General features: G+C 72.3%; 24 protein-coding genes. 15 read left to right on the plus strand and 9 right to left on the minus strand.

The genetic code is table 11. The annotated features are described in order from the left end of the window. Position 1 precedes the first annotated feature (1 nt). On the minus strand, positions 2-673 hold the full coding sequence (locus AAW13_RS26280; protein ID WP_046733545.1) for a TetR/AcrR family transcriptional regulator: 672 nt from the start codon (positions 671-673) through the stop codon (positions 2-4). Positions 674-890: 217 nt separating this feature from the next. Between AAW13_RS26280 and AAW13_RS26285 the strand changes: the two genes are divergently transcribed. Next, a complete protein-coding gene (locus AAW13_RS26285; protein ID WP_107483411.1) occupies positions 891-1,937 on the plus strand; it encodes a LacI family DNA-binding transcriptional regulator in 1,047 nt (348 codons plus the stop codon). A 123-nt stretch (positions 1,938-2,060) separates the two neighbouring features. Beyond that, entirely contained in the window at positions 2,061-3,497 is a 1,437-nt protein-coding gene (locus AAW13_RS26290; RefSeq protein WP_046733547.1) for an aldehyde dehydrogenase family protein, read from the plus strand. Between the two features lie 99 nt (positions 3,498-3,596). Here AAW13_RS26290 and trxA read toward each other — a convergent pair whose 3' ends face one another. Then, complete coding sequence (gene trxA / locus AAW13_RS26295; RefSeq protein WP_046733548.1) at positions 3,597-3,977, minus strand: thioredoxin; 381 nt, start codon at positions 3,975-3,977, stop codon at positions 3,597-3,599. A gap of 133 nt (positions 3,978-4,110) precedes the next feature. On the opposite strand from trxA, the gene AAW13_RS26300 reads away from it, so the two are divergent. Then, a complete protein-coding gene (locus AAW13_RS26300; RefSeq protein WP_046733574.1) occupies positions 4,111-5,538 on the plus strand; it encodes a dihydrolipoyl dehydrogenase family protein in 1,428 nt (475 codons plus the stop codon). Between the two features lie 320 nt (positions 5,539-5,858). Here AAW13_RS26300 and AAW13_RS26305 read toward each other — a convergent pair whose 3' ends face one another. Then, positions 5,859-6,503 carry a peptide deformylase gene (locus AAW13_RS26305; RefSeq protein ID WP_046733549.1) on the minus strand — a complete coding sequence of 215 codons (645 nt, stop codon included), beginning with the start codon at positions 6,501-6,503 and terminating at the stop codon, positions 5,859-5,861. Between the two features lie 124 nt (positions 6,504-6,627). On the opposite strand from AAW13_RS26305, the gene AAW13_RS26310 reads away from it, so the two are divergent. Continuing rightward, entirely contained in the window at positions 6,628-8,076 is a 1,449-nt protein-coding gene (locus tag AAW13_RS26310; RefSeq protein ID WP_046733550.1) for a PepSY-associated TM helix domain-containing protein, read from the plus strand. 38 nt (positions 8,077-8,114) lie between these two features. Further along, a complete protein-coding gene (locus tag AAW13_RS26315; RefSeq protein WP_046733551.1) occupies positions 8,115-8,531 on the plus strand; it encodes a BlaI/MecI/CopY family transcriptional regulator in 417 nt (138 codons plus the stop codon). A gap of 138 nt (positions 8,532-8,669) precedes the next feature. Here AAW13_RS26315 and AAW13_RS26320 read toward each other — a convergent pair whose 3' ends face one another. Beyond that, the gene (locus AAW13_RS26320) at positions 8,670-9,017 is read right to left on the minus strand and encodes a tetratricopeptide repeat protein (protein WP_046733552.1); all 348 of its coding nucleotides are present in this window, start codon (positions 9,015-9,017) and stop codon (positions 8,670-8,672) included. Between the two features lie 136 nt (positions 9,018-9,153). Then, positions 9,154-9,438, minus strand: coding sequence for a hypothetical protein (locus tag AAW13_RS26325; protein WP_046733553.1), 285 nt, complete (start codon positions 9,436-9,438; stop codon positions 9,154-9,156). Between the two features lie 154 nt (positions 9,439-9,592). On the opposite strand from AAW13_RS26325, the gene AAW13_RS26330 reads away from it, so the two are divergent. Then, entirely contained in the window at positions 9,593-10,165 is a 573-nt protein-coding gene (locus AAW13_RS26330) for a dihydrofolate reductase family protein (RefSeq protein WP_046733554.1), read from the plus strand. A gap of 66 nt (positions 10,166-10,231) precedes the next feature. Here AAW13_RS26330 and AAW13_RS26335 read toward each other — a convergent pair whose 3' ends face one another. Beyond that, positions 10,232-11,014, minus strand: a complete 783-nt coding sequence (locus AAW13_RS26335) for an Fpg/Nei family DNA glycosylase (RefSeq protein ID WP_046733575.1) — start codon at positions 11,012-11,014, stop codon at positions 10,232-10,234. Positions 11,015-11,242: 228 nt separating this feature from the next. Here AAW13_RS26335 and AAW13_RS26340 point away from each other — a divergent pair, with 228 nt between their 5' ends. Together AAW13_RS26340 and AAW13_RS26345 are read left to right on the plus strand one after the other, a co-directional pair. After that, positions 11,243-11,458 carry a hypothetical protein gene (locus AAW13_RS26340; RefSeq protein ID WP_046733555.1) on the plus strand — a complete coding sequence of 72 codons (216 nt, stop codon included), beginning with the start codon at positions 11,243-11,245 and terminating at the stop codon, positions 11,456-11,458. 135 nt (positions 11,459-11,593) lie between these two features. Further along, positions 11,594-12,442: a chitosanase gene (locus tag AAW13_RS26345; RefSeq protein ID WP_046733556.1), complete on the plus strand. Its 849-nt coding sequence runs from the start codon at positions 11,594-11,596 to the stop codon at positions 12,440-12,442. 72 nt (positions 12,443-12,514) lie between these two features. Here AAW13_RS26345 and AAW13_RS26350 read toward each other — a convergent pair whose 3' ends face one another. The 3 genes from AAW13_RS26350 to AAW13_RS26360 are packed head-to-tail and all read right to left on the minus strand — an operon-like array spanning position 12,515 to position 14,503. After that, positions 12,515-13,321 carry an SAM-dependent methyltransferase gene (locus AAW13_RS26350; protein WP_046733557.1) on the minus strand — a complete coding sequence of 269 codons (807 nt, stop codon included), beginning with the start codon at positions 13,319-13,321 and terminating at the stop codon, positions 12,515-12,517. A gap of 49 nt (positions 13,322-13,370) precedes the next feature. Beyond that, the gene (locus AAW13_RS26355; protein WP_046733558.1) at positions 13,371-13,631 is read right to left on the minus strand and encodes a DUF397 domain-containing protein; all 261 of its coding nucleotides are present in this window, start codon (positions 13,629-13,631) and stop codon (positions 13,371-13,373) included. Further along, positions 13,628-14,503 (minus strand): helix-turn-helix domain-containing protein, encoded by an 876-nt coding sequence (locus AAW13_RS26360; protein WP_046733559.1) that lies wholly within the window; start codon positions 14,501-14,503, stop codon positions 13,628-13,630. Before AAW13_RS26360 ends, AAW13_RS26355 begins: the two co-directional genes overlap by 4 nt. A gap of 238 nt (positions 14,504-14,741) precedes the next feature. Between AAW13_RS26360 and AAW13_RS26365 the strand changes: the two genes are divergently transcribed. The 7 genes from AAW13_RS26365 (at position 14,742) to sbnA (ending at position 24,879) form a co-directional block, all read left to right on the plus strand. Beyond that, a complete protein-coding gene (locus AAW13_RS26365; RefSeq protein ID WP_046733560.1) occupies positions 14,742-15,182 on the plus strand; it encodes an ATP-binding protein in 441 nt (146 codons plus the stop codon). Between the two features lie 110 nt (positions 15,183-15,292). Next, positions 15,293-15,595 (plus strand): hypothetical protein, encoded by a 303-nt coding sequence (locus AAW13_RS26370; RefSeq protein WP_240528745.1) that lies wholly within the window; start codon positions 15,293-15,295, stop codon positions 15,593-15,595. A gap of 212 nt (positions 15,596-15,807) precedes the next feature. Further along, positions 15,808-18,387: a Pls/PosA family non-ribosomal peptide synthetase gene (locus AAW13_RS26375; RefSeq protein ID WP_046733562.1), complete on the plus strand. Its 2,580-nt coding sequence runs from the start codon at positions 15,808-15,810 to the stop codon at positions 18,385-18,387. A 13-nt stretch (positions 18,388-18,400) separates the two neighbouring features. Continuing rightward, the gene (locus tag AAW13_RS26380) at positions 18,401-21,649 is read left to right on the plus strand and encodes a non-ribosomal peptide synthetase (RefSeq protein ID WP_046733563.1); all 3,249 of its coding nucleotides are present in this window, start codon (positions 18,401-18,403) and stop codon (positions 21,647-21,649) included. A gap of 60 nt (positions 21,650-21,709) precedes the next feature. Then, positions 21,710-22,717: a TauD/TfdA family dioxygenase gene (locus tag AAW13_RS26385; RefSeq protein ID WP_046733564.1), complete on the plus strand. Its 1,008-nt coding sequence runs from the start codon at positions 21,710-21,712 to the stop codon at positions 22,715-22,717. After that, entirely contained in the window at positions 22,714-23,784 is a 1,071-nt protein-coding gene (sbnB, locus tag AAW13_RS26390) for a 2,3-diaminopropionate biosynthesis protein SbnB (RefSeq protein WP_046733565.1), read from the plus strand. Before AAW13_RS26385 ends, sbnB begins: the two co-directional genes overlap by 4 nt. A 36-nt stretch (positions 23,785-23,820) precedes the next feature. Next, on the plus strand, positions 23,821-24,879 hold the full coding sequence (gene sbnA, locus AAW13_RS26395; RefSeq protein ID WP_079178980.1) for a 2,3-diaminopropionate biosynthesis protein SbnA: 1,059 nt from the start codon (positions 23,821-23,823) through the stop codon (positions 24,877-24,879). The last annotated feature ends 117 nt before the right edge of the window (positions 24,880-24,996 follow it).

Raw genomic sequence — 24,996 nt, forward strand, 5'->3', positions numbered from 1 at the left:
GCTACTCGCGGGACGCGGGTACGGCGGTCTGCCGGATGCCGTTGACCAGCGTCTGGATCGCCCACGACACGCGCTCCTCGGGTGTGCCGGCCAGGAGCGGTCCGGAGGCGGCGGCGATGTGCGGGTGGGTCCGCTCCGACACCTGGGTCAGCGCCCGGCCGAGGGCGTCCCAGTCCTCCCGGGACTCGCGGCCGGCGTGCTCGGCGGCGCTCGCGGTGGCGCGCTGAAGGAGCAGGTCGACACCCCAGGCCGCCCGCTCGCGCTCCACCCCGCCCTCGTCGAGCAGGCCCAGCAGGGTCTCGATCAGGGCCAGGTAGTGCGGGCCGCTCGGCCAGCTGGTCAGCGCGGAGCGGGCCAGGCTCGGATACTCCAGCAGCATGCCGGTGTAGGCGACGAGCACCTGCTCCAGCCGCTCCCGCCAACTGCCCCGCGCCGGCGGCGGGTCCAGGGTGCCGAGCAGTTCGTCCAGGACCGCCGCGTGCAGCTCGGCGGTGTCGCGGACGTAGACGTAGAGCGAGGCCGGTCCCGTGTCGAGTTCCTGGGCCAGCCGCCGCATGGTGACCTTCTGAAGGCCCTCGGCGCGCAGGATCCGCACGGCGGCGGTCACGATGCCCTCCCTGGTCAGGGCGGGTTTGGCGGGACGCTCGCGGCGGGAGCGGGGAGTCGCTGGCATGCCCTCACCCTAACGAACATGTTCGTCATGCTCGGGGTCGCGCCTTCACGCCGCTCGGGGTCGCGCCTTCACGCCGCTCGGGGTCGCGCCTTCGGGGCGCTCGGGGCCGGCGCCTTCGGGCCGCTCGCGGCGACTTCGGGCCGGTGCGTGACACCCAATTCGTCCAACGGTGAACCATCTTGCCCCGCCGGTCCCCCCTCCCCGGCCTTCTGCCAAGATGCCGTACGTCATGGTGCAGATACCGAAACCGCCCTCGGCGGCGTCGCCGACACCGCGCTCGGTCCCCACGAGCGCCGACGTGGCCCGTCTGGCCGGCGTCTCCCGCGCGACCGTCTCCTACGTCCTCAACAACACCAGCGCCGTACGGATCAGCGAGCCCACCCGCCGCCGGGTCCACCAGGCCGCGAAGGAACTCGGGTACGTCCCCCACGCGGCCGCCCGCAGCCTGCGCGCCGGGCACAGCCGGATGGTCCTGATGCCCGCCCCGGCCATCCCGATGGGCCCGCTGTACGGTCAGTTCGTCACCGACCTCCAGTGGGCCCTCAGTCGCCTCGAGTACACGGTCGTGCAGTACGGCACCGCGGGCCTCCGCGGCGACGAAGCCGCCCGCGCCTGGGCCGAGTTGAGGCCGGTCGCGGTACTCGTCCCCGGCTCGGAGCTCGGCCCCGAGGGAGTCGCGGTCCTCAAGCGGGCCGGCGCCCGCGCCGTGGTGACCCTCGGTCCCGAGCGCGTGGACGGCGCCCACGCGTTGCTGATGGACCACGACGCGGTGGGATACTGCGCCGGCAGCCACCTCTATGCCCGCGGCCGGCGGCGGATCGGCGTGGTCGTCCCCGACGAGGCCGGCCTGGAGACCTACTCCCGGCCCCGGCTCGAAGGCGTCCGCCAGGCCCTGCGCGGCACCGACGCCACGGTGACCGAGCTGCCGCTCGGCTACACCGAGCACTCGGCAGCCCGACTCGCCTCACAGTGGCGGGAGTCGGAGCTCGACGCGGTGTTCGCCTACAACGACGAGTACGCCATGCTGCTCATGCGCGCCCTCCAGGACGTGGGGGTGCGCGTCCCCGACGAGACCGCCGTGGTCGGTGCCGACGACCTGATGCTCGGCAGGCTGCTGCGGCCCCGCCTCTCCACGATCCACATCGACCTCCCGTCCGGCCGTGAACTCGCCGAACTGGTCGACCGCGTGGTCCGCGACTCCGGCGGCGAGCCGGAGACGCACAAGGTGCTGGGCGCCTCGGTGGTGCGGCGCGAGTCCAGCTGATGGGTCACCCTGGTCGGGGGCGGTGCGGTTCCGCGCTCCCCGACTAGGATGTTGCGCGCTCAACCAAACGGGCCCGCAGGTGCCGTGGGCCGCGCCACCCCGGTGATCGATCGGAGAGCCGTCATGCCGTTGCTCGACCCGAAGTCCTGGCAGGCGAGCGCCCTGTCCGGCGCGCAGCACGAAGTCACCGAGCCCGCCACCGGCGACCCGCTCGGCGCCGTCACCCTCGCCGCGCCCGCCGACGTGGCCCCGGCCGCCGCGGCCGCCCGTGCCGCACACCGCGACTGGGCCCGCGCACCGCACTTCGTGCGCGCCCAGGTCCTGCGCCGGGCGGGCGACCTGTTCACGGAGCACGCCGACGAACTGCGCGAGTGGATCGTCCGCGAGTCCGGCTCCGTACCGGGCAAGGCCGACTTCGAACTGCACGTCGCCGCCCAGGAGTGCTACGAGGCCGCCGCCCTCGCCTCCCGCCCGGCCGGCCAGGTGCTGCCCACCGAGGCACCGCGCCTGTCGTACACCCGCCGGGTCCCGGTCGGGGTGGTCGGGGTGATCGCGCCGTTCAACGCGCCACTGATCCTGTCCATCCGCTCCGTCGCGCCCGCCCTGGCGCTCGGCAACGGCGTCGTCCTGAAGCCCGATCCGCGGACCGCCGTCTGCGGCGGGCTCGCGCTCGCCGCGGTGTTCGCCGCGGCCGGGCTGCCGGAAGGGCTGCTGCACGTGCTGCCCGGCGGCGCCGACGTGGGCGCGGCGCTGGTCGAGGACCCCCGGGTGCCGGTCATCTCCTTCACCGGCTCGACGGCGGCCGGCCGCGCGGTCGGCGAGGCGGCGGGCCGCCACCTCAAGCGCGCCCACCTCGAACTCGGCGGCAACTCCGCCCTGATCGTCCTGGAGGACGCCGACCTCGACGCGGTGATCGCCACGGCCGCCTGGGGGTCCTTCTTCCACCAGGGCCAGATCTGCATGACCACCGGACGCCACCTGGTGCACAGCTCGCTGGTCGAGGAGTACGTCGAACGCCTCGCCGCCAAGGCCGACTCCCTCGCCGTGGGTGACCCGCACCGCGAACAGGTCCACCTCGGTCCGATCATCGACGACGCCCAACTCGCCAAGATCCACGGCCTGGTGGAGGCCAGCACCGCGAACGGCGCGCGCCTCGCGGCCGGCGGCACCCACGAGCGGCTCTTCTACCGGCCCACCGTGCTGGCGGGTGTCGACGACGGCACGCCCGCCTACACCGAGGAGGTCTTCGGGCCGGTCGCGCCGGTCCGCGCCTTCGCCGACGCGGAGGAGGCCGCCGCGCTCGCGGCCGACAGCTCCTACGGGCTCTCCCTCGGCATCGTCACCCGCGACACGGCGCGCGGCCTGGACCTCGCGGAGCGCATCCCGACCGGCATCGTCCACATCAACGACCAGACCGTGAACGACGAGGCGGTGGCCCCCTTCGGCGGAGTCGCCGCCTCCGGTACCGGGGCCCGGTTCGGCGGCGACTCGAATCTGGAGGCGTTCACGGACGTGCGCTGGACGACGGTGCGCGGAGACGTCGCCCCCTACCCGTTCTAGGGGAGACGGTGCGCCTTACCCGTTCCCACTGCCATGAGAGGGTATTACCCCGGCTGGTGTCGGCCGCTTGCGCTCCGGCCGGTGCCGACGGGCGACTGGTCACTCGCTCTCGGACGCGCCCTGCTGCGCGGCGATGCTCTTGCGGACCTCGTCCATGTCCAGCTTGCGGGCCTGGCCGATGACGTCCGCGAGGGCGGCCTCCGGCAGGGCGCCCGGCTGGGCGAACACGGCGACCTGGTCGCGGACGATCATCAGGGTCGGGATCGACTGGATGGCGAAGGCCTGCGCCAGCTCCGGCTGCGCCTCGGTGTCGACCTTCGCGAACACCAGGTCGGGGTTGGCCTGCGCGGCCTTCTCGTAGACCGGGGCGAACATCCGGCACGGGCCGCACCACGACGCCCAGAAGTCGATCAGGACGAACTCGTTCTCGGTGACCGTCTGGTCGAAGTTCTCCTTGGTGAGCTCCACGGTGCTGCTCATGCGTGCTTCCCTCTTCCTGATCCGGGGCGCCCCGCTGCGGGGCGGAACCGCTCGCGACAACGTGCCCGGCCGGGTGGGTATTCCGCCCGGCACCCGTGTGGCCCGAGCGCACGGCACCCTGGAGACTTACCCCATGACGGAAACGGAATCCATCGCTTACGACGTCGTGGTGCTCGGAGCCGGGCCCGTGGGGGAGAACGTGGCCGACCGCACCCGTGCGGCCGGCCTCTCCACCGCGGTCGTGGAGAGCGAACTCGTCGGCGGCGAATGCTCGTACTGGGCCTGTATGCCCAGCAAGGCACTGCTGCGCCCGGTCATCGCCCAGGCCGACGCCCGCCGCCTGCCCGGCCTGTCCCAGGCCGTCCAGGGCCCCCTCGACACCCCCGCGGTCCTCGCCCGCCGGAACTACTTCACCTCGAACTGGAAGGATGACGGCCAGGTCGCCTGGCTGGACGGCATCAGTGCCGACCTCCACCGCGGCCACGGCCGCCTCGCGGGGCCCCGCACGGTCACCGTGACCGGCGCCGACGGCACCGTGACCACCCTGACCGCCCGGCACGCCGTGGCCGTCGCCACCGGCACCCGCGCCCAGCTGCCCGACCTGCCCGGACTCGCCGAGGTCAAGCCCTGGACCAGCCGCGAGGCGACCAGCGCCCAGCAGGCACCCGGCCGGCTGATCGTGGTCGGCGGCGGTGTCGTCGCCACCGAGATGGCGACCGCCTGGCAGGCACTGGGCTCCCAGGTCACCCTGCTGGTCCGCGGCAAGGGTGTGCTCAACCGGATGGAGCCGTTCGCCGGTGAACTCGTCGCCGAGGCGCTCACGGAAGCCGGCGTCGACGTCCGCACCGGGACCTCGGTGGAGTCGGTGACCCGCGAGAACGGCATGGTCGTCGCCGTCACCGGCGCCGGTGACCGCATCGAGGCCGACGAGATCCTGTTCGCCACCGGGCGGCTGCCGCACACCGACGACATCGGACTGGACACCGTCGGCCTGAAGCCGGGCTCCTGGCTGTCGGTCGACGACACCCTCCTGGTCGAGGGCACCGACTGGCTGTACGCCGTCGGTGACGTCAACCACCGGGCGCTCCTCACCCACCAGGGCAAGTACCAGGCCCGGATCGCGGGCGACACGATCGCCGCGCGGGTCTCCGGCACGCCGCTGCTGGACGGCCCCTGGGGTGCGCACGCGGCCACCGCCGACCACCACGCGGTACCGCAGGTCGTCTTCACCGACCCGGAGGCGGCGGCCGTCGGGCTCTCCCTCGCGGAGGCCGAGCAGGCGGGGCACCGGGTCCGGGCCGTCGACGTCGAGTTCTCGTCGGTGGCCGGCGCGGGGCTGTACGCCGACGGCTACCGGGGCCGCGCCCGGATGGTCGTCGACCTGGAGTCGGAGACCCTGCGCGGGGTCACGTTCGTGGGGCCGGGGGTGGGCGAGCTGATCCACTCGGCGACGGTCGCCGTGGCCGGACAGGTGCCGGTCAGCAGGCTGTGGCATGCGGTGGCGTCGTACCCGACACTGAGCGAGGTGTGGCTGCGGCTGCTGGAGGCGTACCGGGGGTAGCGCCGAAGGGGGCGGCCCGGTCGGCTGCGGGGGCCGGGCGCGCAGTTCCCCGCGCCCCTGGGGAGTCCGGGCCGCCGGCAGCGGGAGCCACCGTCGGCCCCCACGCCCCACCGCGACCGCCGAAGGGGGCGGGCCGGTTGTCCGGTCTGCTGCGGGGCGGTGGGGGCCGGGCGCGCAGTTCCCCGCGCCCCTGGGGAGTCCGGGCCGCCGGCAGCGGGAGCCACCGTCGGCCCCCACGCCCGGCCACGGCCGTGTCCGCGCATCGGCCAGTGCCACACCCTCCGGCGGCCGGGGGTGTGCATCGGCCATGTCACCCCCGGCTACGGCAGGTCGAAGCCCAGGGTCTCGGCCGCCGTCGTCGGGGTCGGCTGGGTCCAGCGGCGGGTCAGCTCCTCGTTGGACGACAGGGAGCGCAGCTCCGCGCGGTCCAGGTACAGCATGCCGTCGAGGTGGTCGGTCTCGTGCTGGACGATACGGGCCGGCCAGCCCGTGAAGACCTCGTCGACCGGGCTGCCGTGCTCGTCCTCGCCGCGCAGCCGCACCTCGGCGGGCCGGGCCACCACCGCCTGCCAGCCCGGCACGCTCAGGCAGCCCTCGAAGAACGCGGCGCGTGCGGTGCCGACGGGTTCGTAGGCCGGGTTGACCAGTACCCGGAACGGCTGCGGGACCCGGCCACGGGCGGCGGCCACCTCCGCCGGCACCGGCGCCGGGTCCTCGATGACGGCGAGCCGCAGCGGGACGCCGACCTGCGGCGCGGCCAGACCCACGCCCGGCGCCGCGTGCATGGTGACGCGCAGCGCCTCGACGAACCGGGCCAGCAGTTCGGGGCCCAACTGACCGTCGTACGGCTCCGTACCGCGCCGCAGGACCGGGTCGCCGGCCGCGACGATGGGCAACGGGCCGCCGACGGCGAGGAGTTCCTCGACCCGCTCGGCAAGAGGTGCGCGATCACTGGGAGATGCCATCGCGCCAGCATGCCATGACCGCGAGTGTGACGCGGGTCACTTCGCCTGCCGGGAACTCGGCTCCCGCACCCTCCGACTACTGGACCGTCACCGCTCAGCCACGAGTCCCCGGAGAAGCCCGCCGATGTCCACCGCCCCCTCGACGTCCCCCAATCCCGGCTCCGCCCGCTCGCAGGAACCCCCATCGGACGGTGCCCCGCCCTCCGGGATCCCGGCCGCCGCCCCCAGTCGCTGGGCGCCGCTGCGACCCCTCGTCCTGCGCCTGCACTTCTACGCCGGTGTCCTCGTCGCCCCCTTCCTGCTGGTCGCCGCCACCACCGGCCTGCTGTACGCGTTCTCCTTCCAGGCCGAGAAGCTGGTGTACGCCCATGAACTGACCGTGCCGGCGGGGAAGACCGAACTGCCGATCTCGCGGCAGGTCGCCGCCGCCCGCAAGGCCCACCCCGAGGGCACCGTCTCCGCGATACGGCCCTCACCCGAGGCGGGCGCCGCCACCAGGGTGCTGCTCTCGGGGGTGAAGGGCGTCGGAGCGGACCACACCCTCGCCGTCTTCGTCGACCCGTACACCGGCAAGGTGCGCGGCGCTCTCGAACAGTACGGCTCGACCGGCGCGCTGCCACTGCGCACCTGGATCGACGAACTCCACCGCGACCTGCACCTCGGCGACACCGGCCGGCTCTACAGCGAGTTCGCGGCGAGCTGGCTGTGGGTGATCTCGGGCGGCGGGCTCGTGCTGTGGTTCTCGCGCCGACGGGCCCTGCGCAAGGTGCGCGGCACCGGCGGACGGCGGCGCACGCTCGGCCTGCACGGCAGCGTCGGCGTCTGGGCCGCGGCCGGTTTCTTCTTCCTGTCGGCGACCGGTCTGACCTGGTCCGCCTACGCGGGCGCCAACATCGACGAACTGCGCACCTCCCTCGGCCAGGCCACCCCGTCCGTCTCGGCGGCCGCGAGCGGCGGTGAACACGCCGGCCACGACATGGCGTCCATGACCGGCGGCTCCGCCGAGCACGGTGTCGGCGTGGACAAGGTGCTGGCCGCGGCCCGCGCCGAGGGACTGGGCAACCCCGTCGAGATCGTGCCGCCCGCCGACGCGAACAGCGCCTACGTCGTCCGGCAGGTCCAGCGCAGCTGGCCGGAGAAGCAGGACGCGGTCGCCGTCGACCCGGGCACCGGCGAGGTGACCGACGTACTGCGCTTCGACGACTACCCGGTGCTCGCCAAACTCACCCGCTGGGGCATCGACCTGCACACCGGGATCCTCTTCGGCATCGTCAACCAACTGGCCCTCGCGCTGCTCGCCCTCGCCCTGATCCTGCTGATCCTGTGGGGCTACCGCATGTGGTGGCAGCGCGGCCGGGGCTCCGCCTTCGGCCGGCCGGTCCCGCGCGGCGCCTGGGCGGACGTCCCGCCGTACCTCCTCGTCCCGGCGATGGCGGTGATCGCGGTGCTCGGCTACTTCGTGCCGCTGCTCGGGATCCCGCTGGCCGCCTTCCTGGCCGTGGACATCGTGCTCGGCGAGGTCGCGCACCGTCGCGGCCGGCGCACCTACGGGAGGGGGTCCCAGGTGAAGTAGCGTGGGGAGACACGCCTACGCCGGAGGGAGACGCGATCATGGCGCGAGTCCGGCGCGGGCAGGGCGAACTGGAGGGCCAGGTCCTCGGCGCGCTCAGGGAGGCCGGCGGTCCCGTCACGGCGGCCTGGGTGCAGGAGCGGCTCGGCGGCGACCTCGCCTACACCACCGTGGTGACCATCCTGACCCGGCTGCTCGCCAAGGACGTCGTCGCCCGTGAACGGCAGGGCCGGTCCTTCCTGTGGACGCCGACCGCCGACGTGGCCCGGCTGGCCGCCCTGCGGATGCGCCGGCTGCTCGACGGCGAACGGGACCGCGAGGCCGTGCTCGCCAGCTTCGTCACCGCCCTGCCGCCCGGTGACGAACAGGTCCTGCGGGCCCTGCTGGAGTCAGCGGCACCGCCCCGGCCGAGCTCGCGAAGCGCCTCCCGCCCGAACCACGACGGCCAGGACGACTGACCACCCCGCACGCGCGATCCCACCCGTCACGCCGGCATCGCCTGCCGCAGTGACGGAGAAAGGGCCCCCGGAAGTCCGGGGGCCCTTCGGTCCGACGGCTGTCCAGTCAACTGTCCAGTCAGCTGTCCAGTCAGCCGTTCACTCCTGCGGGAAGTCCCCCGCCAGCGCCGAGGCGATCCGCAGGTGCGGCTCCGCCTCCGCGTGCCGGGACTGCCGCTGGAGGGTGCGGCCCAGCATCAGCCGGGCGTAGTGCTCCACCGGGTCCCGCTCGACGATCTCGCGCAACTCGTTCTCGGCGCGCCGCAGTTGGGCCGAGTGGTAGTAGGCACGCGCCAGCAGCAGCCGGGGTCCGGTCTGCTCCGGCACCTCCGCCACCACCCCGGCGAGCACCCGCGCGGCGCCCGCGTAGTCCTTGGCGTCGAAGAACAGCTGCCCCCGCTCCCAGCGCTCCGCGGCGGTTCCCTGGTCGTAGTACGTCGTGTCCACTCGTGACCTCCTTCGAGGGCACCAACAGACAGCAGTAGTTGAAAATTCCACTAAGTATTCCAGTGGCCCAGTGGCCCAGTGATCCCCTGGTCCAGGTGATCCAGGTGATCCAGGTGATCCAGGTGATCCAAGTGACCTAAGCGACGGGCCCCGGGAAACGGCCGCCCGCGGTGGGGCCCACGCGCGGATGGCGACGGTGGGCCGCGCCGCCCGCCATGACGGCCAGCGCCAGGCAGAAGATCAGCGCCAGCGCCAGGCCGGCACAGAAGATCGCGAGCGGGCCGAGGGTGGCGATGTGGTGGTCGAGCACGGAGACCGTGTAGCCGGGGCCGCCCGAGAGGTTGCCGGCGATCGCCAGGACGGTGAAGGCGACGGTCGCCGCGAGCACGAGGAGTCCGAGGAAGAGCAGCATCCCAGTCATCTCCTTCGGGAGTGGTTCTGCCGGGACGAGTACCTGTGGGGCGGCGGTTCACACACCTGGCCGACAACTTGAGTTTCCTTGACAAATTTTATTGTCGGTAGGGGGCTGGGACGGCGGAACACCGCAGCTGACCCGAGACGGCGAGGAAACCCGGATGCGTACCCTGATCAGCACTGCCTTCATGTCGCTCGACGGTGTCGTCGAGGCCCCTGGCGGCGAGCCCGGGTACCGGAACTCCGGCTGGACCTTCAAGCACGTCGACTTCGTGCCGGAGGCCTTCGAGATCAAGGGCCGGGAGCAGGAGGAGGCGGCCGCGATGCTGCTGGGCCGGACCAGCTACCAGGCCTTCAGCCCCGTCTGGCCGGACATGACGGAGTTCGCTCGCTACCGGACGCTGCCCAAGTACGTCGTCTCCACCACCCTCACCGAGGGCGACCTGGTGTCGAACTGGGGCGAGACCACGATCCTGCGCTCGCTCGACGAGGTCGCCGCCCTCAAGGAGACCGAGGGCGGCCCGGTCATCGTGCACGGCAGCGCAGAGCTGAACCACGCCCTGTCCGACGCCGGCCTGATCGACCGCTACCACCTGCTCGTCTTCCCGCTGCTGCTCGGCGCGGGCAAGCGGCTGTTCAGCGCCACGGACAAGGACGCCCAGCAGCTCCGGCTGGTCGAGCACGAGGCCTACTCCAACGGCGTGCAGAAGAACGTCTTCGACGTCGTCCGCTGACCCGGTGCCGGGCGCTGTCCGGGCGGGCCGCGCGCCGCACCGCGGCCGTCAGTGCCGGCACGGCCGTCAGTGCTGGCACCGCGGGCACCACACCGTGCGCCGGCCGGAGGTGCGGTCGGAGCGAAGGGCGGTGCCGCAGCGTGGGCATGTCGGGTCCGGGTCGTCGCGGTGACCGGTCAGCCAGGTGCGGCGCGGCGGTACCCGTGCGGCGCGCCGGGACGCGTCGAGCACCCGTCGCATCGCCGTGAACACCCGGCGCGCCTCGTCCTCGCCGAGATCCCGGGCCCGCCGTGCCGGGACGACCCGGCCGCGCCAGAGGATCTCGTCGCAGAGCAGGTTCCCGAGGCCGGCGATGGCGGACTGGTCCATCAGGACGCCCTTGACGGCGCCCCGCCGGCCGGCGAGCAGCGCCAGGAAGTCCGGGCGCGCCACGCCCAGCGCGTCGGGTCCCAGGCCGGCGAGCATGCGCTCCACCGCCTCGGGGCCCTCCGCCAGCTGGACGCCCTGGAGCTTGCGCTGGTCGCGATAGCGCAGCTGCCGTTCGCCGTCGAGGGTGAGCACGATCCGGTCGTACCGGTCCAGGGGGTCCTGTGCCGCGGCGGACACCAGCTCTCCGGTCATGCCGAAGTGCCAGACCAGGGCCGGTCCCTCGCCGACCGGCGCGACCAGCAGCTTGCCGTGGCGGCGCGGCCGGCCGAACCGGCTCCCCTCGACCACCTGCCTCAGGCGCCGCGCGGTGACACCCCGCAGCACCCCTGCGTCCCGCACCTCGACACGCCGGACCCGGTGGCCCCGGCCGCAGGAGTCCAGTACGGCGCGGAAGCCCTCGACGTCCGGCAGTTCCGGCATGATCTCCTCCCGGCGTCCGGTGACGGTCACCGAGTAGCCGGACCCGCGGACGCCAATCGTCAGCCGGGACGGACGTCAATCGTCAGCCGGGACGGACGTCATCGTCAGCCGGGACGGACGTCAATCGTCAGCCGGGACGGGAAGCGGCCGCTGCCGGGCCGGGGTCGCCGCACGCTACCGGGCCGGGGTCGCCGCATGATCTGCTCCGGGAGAGGGCATCCGGAGACTATGGAAGGCGCGCCTGTGATCGTGCAGCCGCCGGGCCCCGACGGTGGCCGGCGGGTCACCATCCGCGGGGAGTACGTCGGCATCGCGTACCACCTTCTCGACGTGGTCGAGTTCCTGCGCCGGGCGGGCCTGCCCGAGGCCCGTACGACCGTCGACGACCCCGAACTGATCGAGTGGCGGGGCATGGGGCCGGCGGCCTGGACGGCGGCCGGCTGAGCCGGACGACGCGGGGACTTGTTCGACCCTACGAACTTTCTGTGTGACGGGTACACAACATCGGGCTGGACTGATAGGAAACCTTCCTATCGATGAGTGTCGATGACCGACCCCTCACCCCCCACAGGAGACCTCGTGAGGCATCCGAACCACGCCACGACACATCCCGTCCTGACCTCCCGCCGCTCCCTGCTCGCCCTGCTCGGCGCCTCCGCGGCCGGCGCCGTGCTGCTGCGCCCCGCGCCCGCCTCCGCCGCCGCGCCGGCCGCGAGCTGTGCGGGTCTGGACGACCCGGCGAAGAAGGAGATCGCCATGAAGCTGGTGTCGAGCGCGGAGAACTCCTCGCTCGACTGGAAGGCGCAGTACAAGTACATCGAGGACATCGGCGACGGCCGTGGCTACACCGCCGGGATCATCGGATTCTGCTCCGGCACCGGCGACATGCTCGACCTCGTCCAGCTCTACACCGACCGCAAGCCCGGCAACGTCCTCGCCAAGTACCTGCCGGCCCTGCGCCGGGTCAACGGCACCGACTCGCACTCCGGCCTGGACCCGAACTTCCCCGCCGACTGGCGCAAGGCGGCCCAGGACAGCGCCTTCCAGCAGGCGCAGAACGACGAGCGGGACCGCGTGTACTTCAACCCGGCCGTGCAGCAGGGCAAGACGGACGGGCTGGGCACGCTCGGCCAGTTCACCTACTACGACGCCATCGTCATGCACGGCGACGGCGACGACCCCACCAGCTTCCGCAACATACGCAAGCGCGCCCTCGGCCACGCCAAGCCGCCGGCCCAGGGCGGCAACGAGACGACGTACCTGAACGCCTTCCTCGACGCCCGGGTCTGGGCCATGCGGCAGGAGGAGGCGCACAGCGACACCACCCGGGTCGACACCGAGCAGCGGGTCTTCCTGAACAAGGGCAACCTGTGCCTCAACACCCCGCTGGACTGGAAGGTGTACGGCGACAGCTACCACATCGGCTGACACCCCCGGGCTGCCGCACCGCACCCCCATGCGGTACGGCAGCCCAGGGGCCTTTCCCCCCTCGCAGTGGCCCTACGGCTTGATACCCACCCCGGTCCACAGGCTGACCTCCGCGTCGGTGGCGGACGGCTCGGTGTCCGGGCGCCAGCGGTGGCCCACCGAGACACCGGGGTCGAGCAGTTCGAGCCCGTCGAAGAAGCGCGTCACGTCCGCACGCGAACGGAACTGCACCGGCGTTCCGGCGTTGTTGTAGATGTCGGTGACCTTCTGCCAGGTCGACGGGTCGAAGTCGGGCGTGCAGTGGCTCAGGGCGAGCGCGCTGCCCGAGGGGAGCACGTCCAGCAGCCGGCTCACGATGCCGTACGGGTCCTGCGCGTCCGTCACGAAGTGCATCAGGGCGTTGAGGGACAGCGCCACGGGCCGGCCGAGGTCCAGTACCTCGGCCAGTTCCGGTGCGTCGAGAAGCGACTGCGGGTCGTTGACGTCCGCCTCTATGTAGGTGGTGCGGCCCTCCGTCGTACTGCGCATCAGCCGCTCGGCGTACTTGAGGACGAGCGGGTCGTTGTCCGCGTACACCACCCGCGCCTCGGCCACCACGGACTGGGCGACCTGGTGCAGGTTCGGCTCGGTCGGGATGCCGGTGCCGATGTCGAGCCACTGCCGGATGCCGTGCTCGCGCGCGAGGACCCGGGTGGCGCGGTGCATGAAGGCACGGTTCTCCCGGGCGCAGACGAAGATGCCCGGGTAGGCGGAGGCCACGGTCTCGGCGGCCACCTTGTCGACGTCGAAGTGGTCCTTGCCGCCCAGGTAGTAGTCGTACATGCGGGCGGAGTGGGGCCTGCTGGTGTCGATGTCCCGCGCCGCGGGCGAGTTGGTCATCCTGAACCTTTCAGAGGTGTGCGAGGGGGGAGGGGGTGAGCGAGGTGCGTCAGCCGGAGGTCAGGTGGTCGGCGAGGCCCCGTTTGACCCCCGCGACGAACGCGGCGATCTCCTCCGGGGTGTAGATCAGCGCGGGGCCCGCGGGGTCCGTCGACTGGCGCAGCGCGATCCTGCCGTCGGCGAGCTGCTTCGTCTGCACGCACTGGCCGCCGTTGGGGCCGCTCCACGGCGACTCCCAGCCCTGTTCCCCGAGGTCCGTCGCGGGCATGCCGTTGTACACGTCGTGGGCGCTGCCGTCGATGATGGTCATGAGTACTCCTTGCGCATGCGGTTCAGGAGCGCCCTGCTCTGCGCGTCGGAAGTGAGCAGGGACATGCGGTTGTGCGCCTCCAGGTGCGCCACGACGTCGGAGCGCTGGTCCAGGTACATCGCGCCGGAGAGGATCTCGCTGTAGACGACGTCCGGCAGCTCCGGCTCGGCGAAGCGGAAGTAGGTGAACGGGGCGCACGCGCCCACATGGGCGCCGGCCGTGAACGGGACGACGTCGACGCTGACGTGCTTCAGCTCGGAGACCTCCAGGAGCCGTTCGATCTGCTCCCGCATCACCTCGGGGCCGCCGACCACCCGGTGCAGGACGGCCTCCTCCATCACCACCCACAGCGTGGGCGCGTCGGGCCGCTCCAGCAGGGCCTGGCGGCGCAGCCGCAGGTTCACCCGGCGCGCCAGGTCCTCGTCGCTGTCGTTGGGGAAGCCGCCGCTGAGCACCGAGCGCGCGTAGGCGTGGGTCTGGAGCAGACCCGTCACGTAGTGCGGCTCGTAGGTGCGCAGGGTGGACGCCCCGGTCTCCAGGCTCACGTAGGCGCTGAACCAGGTCGGCAGCACGTCGCGGTAGGTGTGCCACCAGCCGGGCTCGTTGGCCCGCTCGGCGAAGGCGACGAACTCGTCCAGCTCCTGCCGGTCGGCGCCGTAGGTCTGCAACAGCTTCTCGACGTAGAGGGGCTTGAGGGCGACCTCCGCCTTCTCCAGGCGGCGGATGGTCAGCGGGGTGACCCGAAGCGCCCGCGCGGCGTCCTCCAGCGACACCCCCGCGTCCTGGCGCCGCTCCTGGAGCCTGCGGCCCAGGATCATGCGCAGAACGGTGGGCGCACTGGTGCTGCCCGCGTTCGAACGGCCTTCGCTCACGCCCTTACCTCCTGAGGGACTGTCATCGCCACGAGTGTGACAGGCACTTGCTGAACCGGCCAGACCGATAGCCGCATCCTGAAATTATCAGGGAGTCGGTTGCAGCCTGAACTCGCATGCGCGCATAGTTACTTGAGTGATTCGCGTCCACGATCACGGGAAACGCCCCGCCCCCGTGAGGACGTTGCTCAGCTCTGCCCCCTCCCCGCCGCGCCCCGCCTTACGGAAGGCAGCCACCGTGTCCCCCCACACGACCTCCCCCCGTGACCTGTTGGACGTCGTAGCTCCCGACCAGGCGCACTGGATCGAGCTGCCCTCGCACCGCTCCAGCGTCCGAGTCGCCCGCCGCTCCATGAGAACCCGGCTGACCGAGTGGGGGCTGTCCCGCGAGCTCTGCGAGGACGCGGTGCTGCTCGTCTCCGAGCTGGCCACCAACGCCGTGATCCACACCCTGAGCGTGCGGATCCTGTGCGGCATGGGCCTGGTGTCCGACGGCTGCCTGCGGCTCGAGGTCCACGACCACGACTACTCGGGCCGGGGACTGCCCCGGCGCGATCCCGGCCCCGACGACGAGGGCGGCCGGGGGCTGCTGTTGGTCGAGCAGCTGGCCGACTCCTGGGGAGTCGACCGGTCCCGGCTCACCAGCGGCCACGCGGTGTGGGCGACGCTGACGGCCTGACACCGGCCCGCCGTGCTCACGCGGTGCCCCCGCCGTGCTCCGAACGACGCGCGGGGGAGGAGTACTTGGCGATTTCACGGGTGCGCGCGCCGCTGCATATGATCTTGGTCGTGACTGTGCAGAACTCTGACAAGACGCTCTCCCGCAAGCAGCGACTCCAGGAGAAGCAGCGCCGCCAGCTGACGGTGGTGGACACCGTGGACAAGGCCGAGGTCAAGGTCCGCAAGGCGGAGGCCGAACTCGCCGTCGCCGTCGCCGAGGCGGTGCAGGTGTTCGGCGACGAGCGCGCCGCCTCCGAAGGGCTCGACATGCCCGTGGAGGCCATCCGCCGTTTCGTCGCCATCGCGGCGGCCGAGACGGCGGCCGGGGACACCGCCGCCGGCGCGACGGCGGGGGACACCGTCGGCAGCTGAGCCGACGCCTGGTCGGCACCGGCCGGGGGGCCGCCGTTCGAGTGATTCGCACACCCCCCGGTCCGGGCGTGAAAGCAGTGGAATACGGGCCTGACGGCTCATTCGTGGCACCTTGTTAATTCCATACGAAAAGTGGCAGTCGACGCCGCTATCCGGACAAACTGAATCCGCCGGTTCGTGATCAGGAACATTGCCGTTCTTCAGGAGATCGCATGGTGGAGCAGTCCTCCGAGGTTGTGTCGGAGCCGGACGATCCTGCCGTCGCCCTGACCGACACCGGCCCCCGAGGGGCCCGGACCGAGCAGCGGCTCGCGCAGGCCCTGGCCGGCCTCCTCGACACCGAGCACGTCCCCGCAGACAGCCACTTCTTCACCGACCTCGGTGCCAACTCCCTGGTCATGGCCCAGTTCTGCGCCCGAATACGCAAGCAGCCGGATCTGCCGTCGCCGACCATGAAGGACATCTACCGGCACCCCACGATCCGGAGCCTGGCAGCCGCGCTCGGCGAACCCGGCCCCGCCTGCGCACCGCAGACCCCGCCGGCACCCGCACCGGGCACCGACCCGGCCCCCGGGCCGCGCCGCGGGCCGGGCAACCACGTGCTGTGCGGCACGCTCCAGCTGCTGCTCTTCCTCGGCTACTCCCTCGTCTCCGGGTTCGTCACCGCCACCGGCTACGAGTGGATAGCCGCCGGCAAGGGCCTGGCCGACGTCTACCTGCGGTCCCTGCTCTTCGGCGGCCTCGCGTTCGTGGCGATGTGCGCGTTCCCGGTCGCCGCCAAATGGCTGCTCGTCGGCCGCTGGCGAGCCACCGAGTTCCCCGTCTGGAGCCTGACCTACCTGCGCTTCTGGCTCGTCAAGGTACTGCTCCACGCGAACCCCATGGTCTTCCTCACCGGAACCCCGCTGTACGTGCTGTACCTGCGGGCCCTCGGCGCCCGGATCGGCAAGGGCGTCACGATCCTCTCCCACTCCGTCCCGGTCTGCACCGACCTGCTGACGATCGGCGCGGGCACGGTGATCCGCAAGGACTCCTTCCTCCTCTGCTACCGGGCCCACGCGGGACAGATCCAGACCGGCCGGATCACCCTCGGCGCGGACGTCTTCGTCGGCGAGAAGACCGTCCTCGACATCGACACCGCCATGGGCGACGGAGCCCAGCTGGGCCACTCGTCCGCCCTGCACCGCGGCCAGAGCGTCCCGGACGGCGAGCACTGGCACGGCTCCCCGGCGGAACCCACCGGGACCGACTACGTCCGGGTCCCGCCCGCCCCCTGCGGCACCGTCCGCCGGGCCTGGTTCGGCCTCGGCACCCTGACGCAGCTGATCTTCCTGTACATACCGCTGGCCGTCGGCGGGCTCTACATGCTGTTCACCCAGGTACCGGCGATCGGCAAGCGACTGGACCCGGCCACGACCGCGCTGTCCTGGCCCGAACTGCTCTCCGACGCGCTGCTGCTGTCCCTGGTGGCGTTCTCCGGGTTCGTCGTCCTGGGCCTGGCGGTCCTGTGCACCCTCCCGCGCCTGCTGGGCCTCGTCGTCAGACCCGACCGGACCTATCCGCTCTACGGACTCCACTACGCGCTGCACCGCGCGACGGCCCGCATGACGAACGTCAGGTTCTTCGCCTGGCTGTTCGGCGACAGCTCCTACATCGTGTTCTATCTGCGGGGCCTCGGCTACGACCTGTCCAGGGTCGAGCAGACGGGGTCGAACTTCGGCACCGAGGTACAGCACGAGACCCCGCTGCTGGTCTCCGTCGGCAGCGGCACGATGGTGGCCGACGGCCTCTCGATCCTCAACGCCGACTACTCCGGTACGTCCTTCCGGGTGTCCAGGGTCTCGATCGGCCCGCACAACTTCCTGGGCAACAACATCGCCTACCCGGCGGGCGGCAGGACGGGAGAGAACTGCCTGCTCGCGACCAAGGTGATGATCCCCCTCGACGGCGAGGTCCGGGAAGGCGTGGGGCTGCTCGGCTCACCGTGCTTCGAGATCCCCCGCTCGGTGGACCGGGACACCCGCTTCGACCACCTCAGGACCGGCGACACCCTCCGCCGCCGGCTCGCCGCGAAGAACCGCTACAACCTGCGGTCCATGGCGCTCATGCTGTTCGTGCGCTGGCTGCACACCTTCTGGCTGACCTTCTTCGGCCTGGCCTCAGTGGACCTGTACGGCGTGGTCGGACACGTGGTGATCGCCGGATACCTGGCCTTCACACTCGCGTTCTCCGCCGCCTACTTCGTCCTCGTGGAGCGCTGCCTCACCTCGTTCCGCGCGCTGCGCCCCCGGCTGTGCTCCATCTACGAGCCGTACTTCTGGTGGCACGAGCGGCTGTGGAAGGTGCCCGACCACTTCCTCGACGTCTTCAACGGAACCCCGTTCAAGAGCCTGGTCTGGAGGCTGCTGGGCGTGCGCATCGGCAGCCGGGTGTTCGACGACGGCTGCTATCTGACCGAGCGGACCCTCACCACCATCGGCGACGACTGCACCCTGAACGTCGGCAGCAAGATCCAGTGCCACTCGCAGGAGGACGGCACCTTCAAGTCCGACGGCACCACGCTGGGTGCCGGCTGCACGCTGGGCGTCGCCGCCCATGTGCACTACGGCGTGACCATGGGCGACCGCTCCGTACTGGCACCCGACGCCTTCCTGATGAAGGGCGAGGAAGTCCCGCCGGACGCCCGGTGGGGCGGCAACCCCGCGGTGGACATGCCCGAGACCGACACAGCTGCCGCCGGCCCCGGCCGGGCGGAGCCGACCGTCGACGCCCCTGCGGCGACCGTGAGTTGAGGAAGGCCATTCGATGCGAACGCGCGTGGAGGCGGACCGGGAGTTCTGGACCCGGACCCTGACGGCCGGCGGCGTCACCGCCGTGCCCCGCTGGGCCGGCGAGCCGGCACCGGGCACGGCCGAGCACGAGACACCGGTGCCGGACGACGTGACCGCCGCGGTGCGGGCCCTGGCCGGGCACCGCGAACTGCCCGTCGACACACTGGTGTCGGCCGCCCTGCTCAAGGTGCTGGCCGTGCTGTCCGGCGAGCCGGAGGTGGTCACCGGGTACGGCGGCGGCACCCTCGCCGAACCACTGCCCTGCCGGACGTCCGTACCGGCGGGCTCCTGGCACGCCCTGCTGACGGCCGCCCGGTCGGCCGAGACGGAGCTGCTGGCGCACCGGGACTTCCCCGTCGAGAAGCTGCGCCGGGAACTGGGCCTCACCGAGCCGTCGTACGAGATCGTGTCCGGTCCCCTGGAGGCCGGCGCGGCCCACGCCGACGACGGTGCGCTGCACGTGCGCTGGTCCGACCGGGACGGCCGGCTCACGCTGCGCCTGCGCCACCGCACGGACGTACTGGACGCCGCGGCCGCGGCCCGGATCGCCGGCTACCACCTGACGGCCCTGCGCCTGATGACCGCCGACCCGGACGCCGACCACACCCGGCAGAGTCTGCTGTCCGCAGGGGAACGGCACGAGCAGCTGGAGACCATGGCCGGCCCGCACCGGCCACTGCCCGACGCCCGGGCGCACGAGCTGTTCGAGGAGCGGGTACGGGCGCACCCGCGAGCGGTGGCCGCCGTGCACGCCGGGCAGGAGTGGACGTACGACGAACTCAACCGCCGGGCGAACCGGCTGGCGCGGGCCCTGCTGGCGCGCGGCCTGGGCCCGGAGGACGTGGTCGCCGTCGTCACCGAGCGCACCCTCGACTGGCCCGCGGCCGTGCTCGCGGTGCTCAAGGCGGGCGGTGTCTACCTGCCGATCGAGCCGCACTTCCCGGCCGGCCGGATCACCGCGACCCTGTCCCGGGCCGGCTGCCGGCTCGTCCTGACCGGAACCGGCGACACCGACACCCTCGACCAAGCCCTGGCCGGCCTGCCGGGAACCGAGAAGCTGCCGGTCGAGGCGGCGTACGCCGAACCGCACGCCGACCACGACCCCGGCGTCCGGGTCGGCCCCGGGCAACTCGCCTACATCTACTTCACGTCCGGCTCCACCGGCGAGCCGAAGGGCGCGATGTGCGAGCACGCGGGCATGCTCAACCACCTCCACGCCAAGATCGACGACCTGGCGATCGGCGCGGGCAGCGTGGTCGCGCAGACCGCCCCGCAGTGCTTCGACATCTCCCTGTGGCAGCTCCTCGCCCCGTTGCTGGTGGGCGGCCGGACCCTGCTGGTCGAGCAGGACGTGATCACGGACGTGGCACGGTTCGTCGACACCCTGGAGCGCGACCGGGTCGGCGTGGCACAGCTGGTGCCGTCGTACCTGGAGGTCGTGGTCTCCTACCTGGAACGGCACCCGCGCCCGCTGCCGGACCTGCGGTGCGTGTCGGTGACCGGCGAGGCGCTCAAACGCGAGCTGGTCCAGCGCTGGCTCGCCGTGCAGCCGTCCATCGCGCTGCTCAACGCCTACGGGCTGACGGAGACCTCGGACGACACCAACCACGAACTGCTGCGGGAGGTGCCCGAGCGGGTGCTGCTCGGCCGGCCCGTCGGCAACGTCCGGGTGTACGTCGTGGACGAGCGGCTGGCGCTGCTGCCGCTGGGCGCCCCGGGACTGATCGCCTTCTCCGGGGTCTGCGTGGGCCGGGGGTACGTCAACGACCCGGAACGCACCCGCGAGGCCTACCGGACCGACCCCCACCGGCCCGGTGAACGGCTGTACCTGGGCGGCGACTGGGGGCGCTGGCACCCCGGCGGGAAGCTGGAGTTCCTCGGCCGCCGGGACAGCCAGGTCAAGATCCGCGGCTTCCGGATCGAGATCGGCGAGATCGAGAACGCCCTGCTGCGGGTGGCCGGCGTACGGGACGGCGCGGTGGTCGTCGCCGAACGCGGCGGTGGCGGCACACACCTGATCGCCTTCCACAGCGGCGAACAGCGGCCGCCGGAGCAGCTGCGCGAGGAACTCGCCGCCACGCTGCCCGGCTACATGGTGCCCTCGGCCTTCCACTGGCGGGAGAGCCTGCCGCTGACCGCCAACGGCAAGATCGACCGGAAGGCCCTGACAGCACTGGCGGCGGACGCGACCGCCTCGCCCGTGCCCGCCGCCGGTGAACTGAGCCCCGCCGAAAGCCGGTTGGCGGCCGTCTGGGCCGAGCTGCTCGGGGTGCCCGTGGAACGGATCGGCCGTGCCGACAACTTCTTCGACTCCGGTGGCACCTCCCTGACCGCGGTGAAACTCTCCCTCGCGCTCGACCGCGCGGTCTCCCTGAAGGACATCACCCGGAACCCCGTCCTCGCCGACCAGGCCGCGCTGCTCGCCGGCACGGCGGCCCGGCCGCGCCCGGACCTGCTGCTGTCCCTGGCGGGCGGGCGCGGCACGCCGGAGAACACCCTGGTGTGCTTCCCGTACGCGGGCGGCAACGCGGTCAACTACCAGCCGATGGCGAGCGCGCTGGCCGACAGCGGCCTGGCGGTGCTCGCCGTGGAACTGCCCGGCCACAACCTGGCCGCCCCGCCCGAGCCCTTCGCCCCGATCGAGGAGGTGGCCGAACGGGTCGTCGCGGAGATCGTGGCGCGCGGCCTGACCCGGGTCATGCTGTGGGGCCACTCGTCCGGGGCCGCGCCGGCCGTCGAGACGGCCAGGCGGCTCGAGCAGCGGGGCGTCCACGTGACCCACGTCTTCCTCGGCGCGCACCTGCTCGGCACGGCCGCCGAACGGCACACCGCCGGCACCGAACTGGCGGCCCGCGACGATGCCGAGATCGCGGCCCGGCTGGCCGCCGACGGCGGCCACGCCGAACTCGCCGAGCTGAACACCCGGCACGCCGAGCACATCGCCGCCGCCTACCGGCACGACTGCACAGGCGCGCACCGCTACTTCCACGCGGTCCTGGAGGCGCCACCGCCGGTCAGGCTGTCCGCGCCGGTCACGGTGGTCGTCGCCGCCGACGACCCGTACACCGCCGGCCACGACCGCCGCCACCGGGACTGGCTGCTCCTGGCCGACCGGGTCGAACTCCACGAACTCGCCGACGGCGGACACCACTTCCCCCGCACCCGGCCCGTCGAGGCGGCCCTCGCGGTCCTGACCGCCGTGCGCCCCCTCACCTCCCCCTGACCTGCTCCTGCTCTTCCTGACCCGCCAACCCCCGAGGCGGTCGACCGAAAGGAACCCGAGATGCCGTTCTCCTCCCTGGCATCACCACTCGACGTGGAGCCGCGGCCGGACAGACCGGCACTGCTGCGCGTGGAACAACCCCCGGACGACGCCGCCAGGTGGGCGGCCGAGCACCGGGACGCGCTGCGCGCCCAGGTCACCGAGCACGGAGCGCTGCTGGTACGCGGCCTCGGCCTGCGGGACACCGGCCGGACCGGCGCGGTCTTCGCGGGACTGGCCGGCGAACTCATGACGGAGCGCGAGGCCTTCGCCCCCCGCGAGGTCCACGGCCCCGGGCTGTACTCCTCCACGCCCTGGCCGGCCAACCAGCCGATGTGCATGCACCACGAGCTGAGCTACCCGTTCCAGGTGCCCGGCCTGCTGATGTTCGCCTGTCTCACCGCGCCCGAGCAGGGCGGCGCGACAGCGGTCGCCGACGCCGAGGAGATGCTGCGGGCCCTGCCCAGCGGCCTCACCGAACGGTTCGAGCGGGAGGGCTGGATGCTCACCCGCACCTACAACGACGAGATCGGCGCGAGCCTCACCGAGTCCTTCGGCACCGCCGACCGCACCGACATCGAGCGCTACTGCCGGGCGAACGCCATCGACTGCACCTGGCTGCCCGACGGCACCCTGCGCACCGAACAGCGGCGCAACGCCGTGGTCCGGCACCCGGTCACCGGCCGCCGCTGCTGGTTCAACCAGATCGCCTTCCTCAACGAGTGGACGCTCGCCCCCGAGGTACGGGAGTACCTGGTGGACGTCTACGGCCCGGACGGCCTGCCGTTCAACACCCGCCACGGCGACGGCTCCCCGATCACCGAGGACGTCGTCCAGATCATCAACACCACCTACGAGGCGCACACCCGGCGCGACCCCTGGCAGGCCGGCGACCTGCTGCTGGTGGACAACATCCGCACCGCGCACAGCAGAGAGGCGTTCGGCGGCGACCGGCAGATCCTGGTCGGCATGGCCGAACCCGTGCGGCCGGCCGAGGACTGCCCGGCCGTGGAGGCGAGCGAGCGATGACCGACACCCTGTCGAACACCACCCGGTCCGCCGAGCCCGGACGGGCCCCCGCACCCACCTTCGCGGTGATCACCGGCGAGCAGGTGCAGCGGGCGCTGAGCGGACGCGAGAAACAGCTCGTGGAGCTGGTCGAGGCCGTCTACCGGCTGCACGACGCGGGAGACTCCGTCAACCCGCCGTCGTACTTCCTGCGGTTCCCCGACCGGCCCAGCTCGCGGATCATCGCGCTGCCGGCCTCCCTGGGCGGGGACGTCCAGGTGGACGGGCTGAAGTGGGTCTCCAGCTTCCCTGCGAACGTGAGCGCCGGGCTGCCGCGGGCCTCCGCGGTGCTCATCCTCAACGAGCACGACACCGGCTACCCGTTCGCCTGCCTGGAGAGCTCGATCATCAGCGCCACCAGGACGGCCGCCTCCGCGGCGCTGGCCGCCGACTGGCTCAGCCGCGGCCGCTCCCGCCCCACCCGGGTCGGCTTCTTCGGCACGGGCCTGATCGCCCGATACATCCACACGTTCCTGGCCGGCACCGGCTGGGACTTCGACGAGGTGGGCGTGCACGACCTGGCCGCCGACAGCGCCGCCGGGTTCAGCGGCTACCTGCGGCAGAGCGGCGGCACCGCGCGGGTCACCGTGCACGACAGCCCCGAGGACCTGGTCCGCGGCAGCGACCTGGTGGTCTTCGCCACCATCGCGGGCCGGCCCCATGTCACCGACCCCGCCTGGTTCACGCACAACCCGCTGGTCCTGCACGTGTCCCTGCGCGACCTCGCCCCCGAGGTCCTGCTCGGCGCGGCCAACTTCGTCGACGACGTCGACCACTGCCTGAAGGCCGACACGTCACCCCACCTGGCCGAACAGCTCACCGGTGACCGGGACTTCCTGAACGGGACCCTCGGTGACGTCATGTCCGGCCGGGCCGCGCCGCCGCCCGACCGCCCGGTGGTCTTCTCGCCGTTCGGCCTCGGCGTCCTCGACCTCGCCGTCGGCAAGTACGTCTACGACGAGGTGTCCCGCGCGGGAGACCTGCGTCTCATCGATGACTTCTTCCACGAACTGCGCCGGTACGGCTGAGACCGTCGTCCTCGGCCCGGCACCAGGAGGCCCGCCGTGCCTGTCATCTCCGCTCCCCACGCCTTCAACGAGGGCGATCTCTTCGTCGACCTGGAGTCCATCTGTGGACACGCGCTCTATCTGAAGTGCGAGGCCTTCAACTTCGCCGGATCCATCAAGCTGAAGGCCGCGAACGAGATGGTGGAGAGCGCCGAACGGGACGGACTGCTCACAGCGGACTCCGTCCTGGTCGAGTCCTCCTCCGGCAATCTGGGCGTCGCGCTCAGCATGATCGCCGCGAGCAAGGGCTACCGGTTCCTGTGCGTGACGGACTCCCGCTGCAACCTGTCGACCAGGCTCCTCATGGAGGCACTCGGCAGTGACGTGCACATCGTGGCCGACCAGGACTCCAATGGCGGCTTCCTGGGCACGCGCATCGAGTACGTCCGCAACCTGTGCGCGTCGGACGACAGGTACGTCTGGCTCAGCCAGTACACCAACCCCGGGAACTGGACGGCGCACTACCGCACCACGGCGCCGGAGATCGCCCGCCGCTTCCCGGAACTGGACGTCCTGTTCATCGGGGCCGGCACCACCGGAACCCTGATGGGCTGCGCCCGCTACTTCCGCGAGTGGCACCGGCCGGTGCGGATCGTCGCCGTGGACGCCGCCGGCTCGGTGGCGTTCGGCGGCGAACCGGGCCGCCGGATGATCCCGGGTCTCGGCATGAGCATGCGTCCACCGCTGCTCGACGAGTCCTTCGTGGACGAGGTGATCCGGGTGGAGGAACCGGACACCATCCGGATGTGCCACCGCATGGCCAGACACGGCTTCCTGTTCGGCGGCTCCACCGGAACGGTGGTCAGCGGCGCGACGGACTGGCTGTCCCGCCACGACACCACCGGCCTCACCGCGGTGGCCGTCGCCCCCGACCTCGGCGAGCGCTACCTCGACACCATCTACCAGACCAACTGGCTACAGGACCTGTACGGCGACCAGGTGCTCGACACCGGGGACGCCGCGCAGCCCAAGGCCAAGACCAGGACGAAGACCGAACCCCTGCCCAGAGAGCCCAAATCCGCCTCACGTGCCCCGGCCCGCCGCCGCAGCCCCTGACCCGGCCGGCAGGCCCCGGCGCACGCACCACCGCCCGAAGCCCCTCGAAGCCGGCCCCGCGGCCGCCCCGAGGGGCTACGGCGTACCCGGCCCCGGCCCGGCCCACGTCAGCCGGTG

Origin of the sequence: Streptomyces humi (assembly GCF_001005085.2) — a bacterium.
In the GTDB taxonomy this organism is placed as follows: domain Bacteria; phylum Actinomycetota; class Actinomycetes; order Streptomycetales; family Streptomycetaceae; genus Streptomyces; species Streptomyces humi.

Coding starts and splice junctions, on each gene's coding strand:
- AAW13_RS26350 (WP_046733557.1), bottom strand. CDS start 13,321: ATGACCAACTCGCCCGCGGCGCGGGACATCGACACCAGCAGGCCCCAC.
- AAW13_RS26300 (WP_046733574.1), top strand. CDS start 4,111: ATGACGGAAACGGAATCCATCGCTTACGACGTCGTGGTGCTCGGAGCC.
- AAW13_RS26325 (WP_046733553.1), bottom strand. CDS start 9,438: ATGACTGGGATGCTGCTCTTCCTCGGACTCCTCGTGCTCGCGGCGACC.
- AAW13_RS26375 (WP_046733562.1), top strand. CDS start 15,808: ATGGTGGAGCAGTCCTCCGAGGTTGTGTCGGAGCCGGACGATCCTGCC.
- AAW13_RS26285 (WP_107483411.1), top strand. CDS start 891: ATGCCGTACGTCATGGTGCAGATACCGAAACCGCCCTCGGCGGCGTCG.
- sbnB (WP_046733565.1), top strand. CDS start 22,714: ATGACCGACACCCTGTCGAACACCACCCGGTCCGCCGAGCCCGGACGG.
- AAW13_RS26380 (WP_046733563.1), top strand. CDS start 18,401: ATGCGAACGCGCGTGGAGGCGGACCGGGAGTTCTGGACCCGGACCCTG.
- AAW13_RS26290 (WP_046733547.1), top strand. CDS start 2,061: ATGCCGTTGCTCGACCCGAAGTCCTGGCAGGCGAGCGCCCTGTCCGGC.
- AAW13_RS26355 (WP_046733558.1), bottom strand. CDS start 13,631: ATGACCATCATCGACGGCAGCGCCCACGACGTGTACAACGGCATGCCC.
- trxA (WP_046733548.1), bottom strand. CDS start 3,977: ATGAGCAGCACCGTGGAGCTCACCAAGGAGAACTTCGACCAGACGGTC.
- AAW13_RS26385 (WP_046733564.1), top strand. CDS start 21,710: ATGCCGTTCTCCTCCCTGGCATCACCACTCGACGTGGAGCCGCGGCCG.
- AAW13_RS26340 (WP_046733555.1), top strand. CDS start 11,243: ATGGAAGGCGCGCCTGTGATCGTGCAGCCGCCGGGCCCCGACGGTGGC.
- AAW13_RS26310 (WP_046733550.1), top strand. CDS start 6,628: ATGTCCACCGCCCCCTCGACGTCCCCCAATCCCGGCTCCGCCCGCTCG.
- AAW13_RS26330 (WP_046733554.1), top strand. CDS start 9,593: ATGCGTACCCTGATCAGCACTGCCTTCATGTCGCTCGACGGTGTCGTC.
- AAW13_RS26305 (WP_046733549.1), bottom strand. CDS start 6,503: ATGGCATCTCCCAGTGATCGCGCACCTCTTGCCGAGCGGGTCGAGGAA.
- AAW13_RS26315 (WP_046733551.1), top strand. CDS start 8,115: ATGGCGCGAGTCCGGCGCGGGCAGGGCGAACTGGAGGGCCAGGTCCTC.
- AAW13_RS26280 (WP_046733545.1), bottom strand. CDS start 673: ATGCCAGCGACTCCCCGCTCCCGCCGCGAGCGTCCCGCCAAACCCGCC.
- AAW13_RS26335 (WP_046733575.1), bottom strand. CDS start 11,014: ATGCCGGAACTGCCGGACGTCGAGGGCTTCCGCGCCGTACTGGACTCC.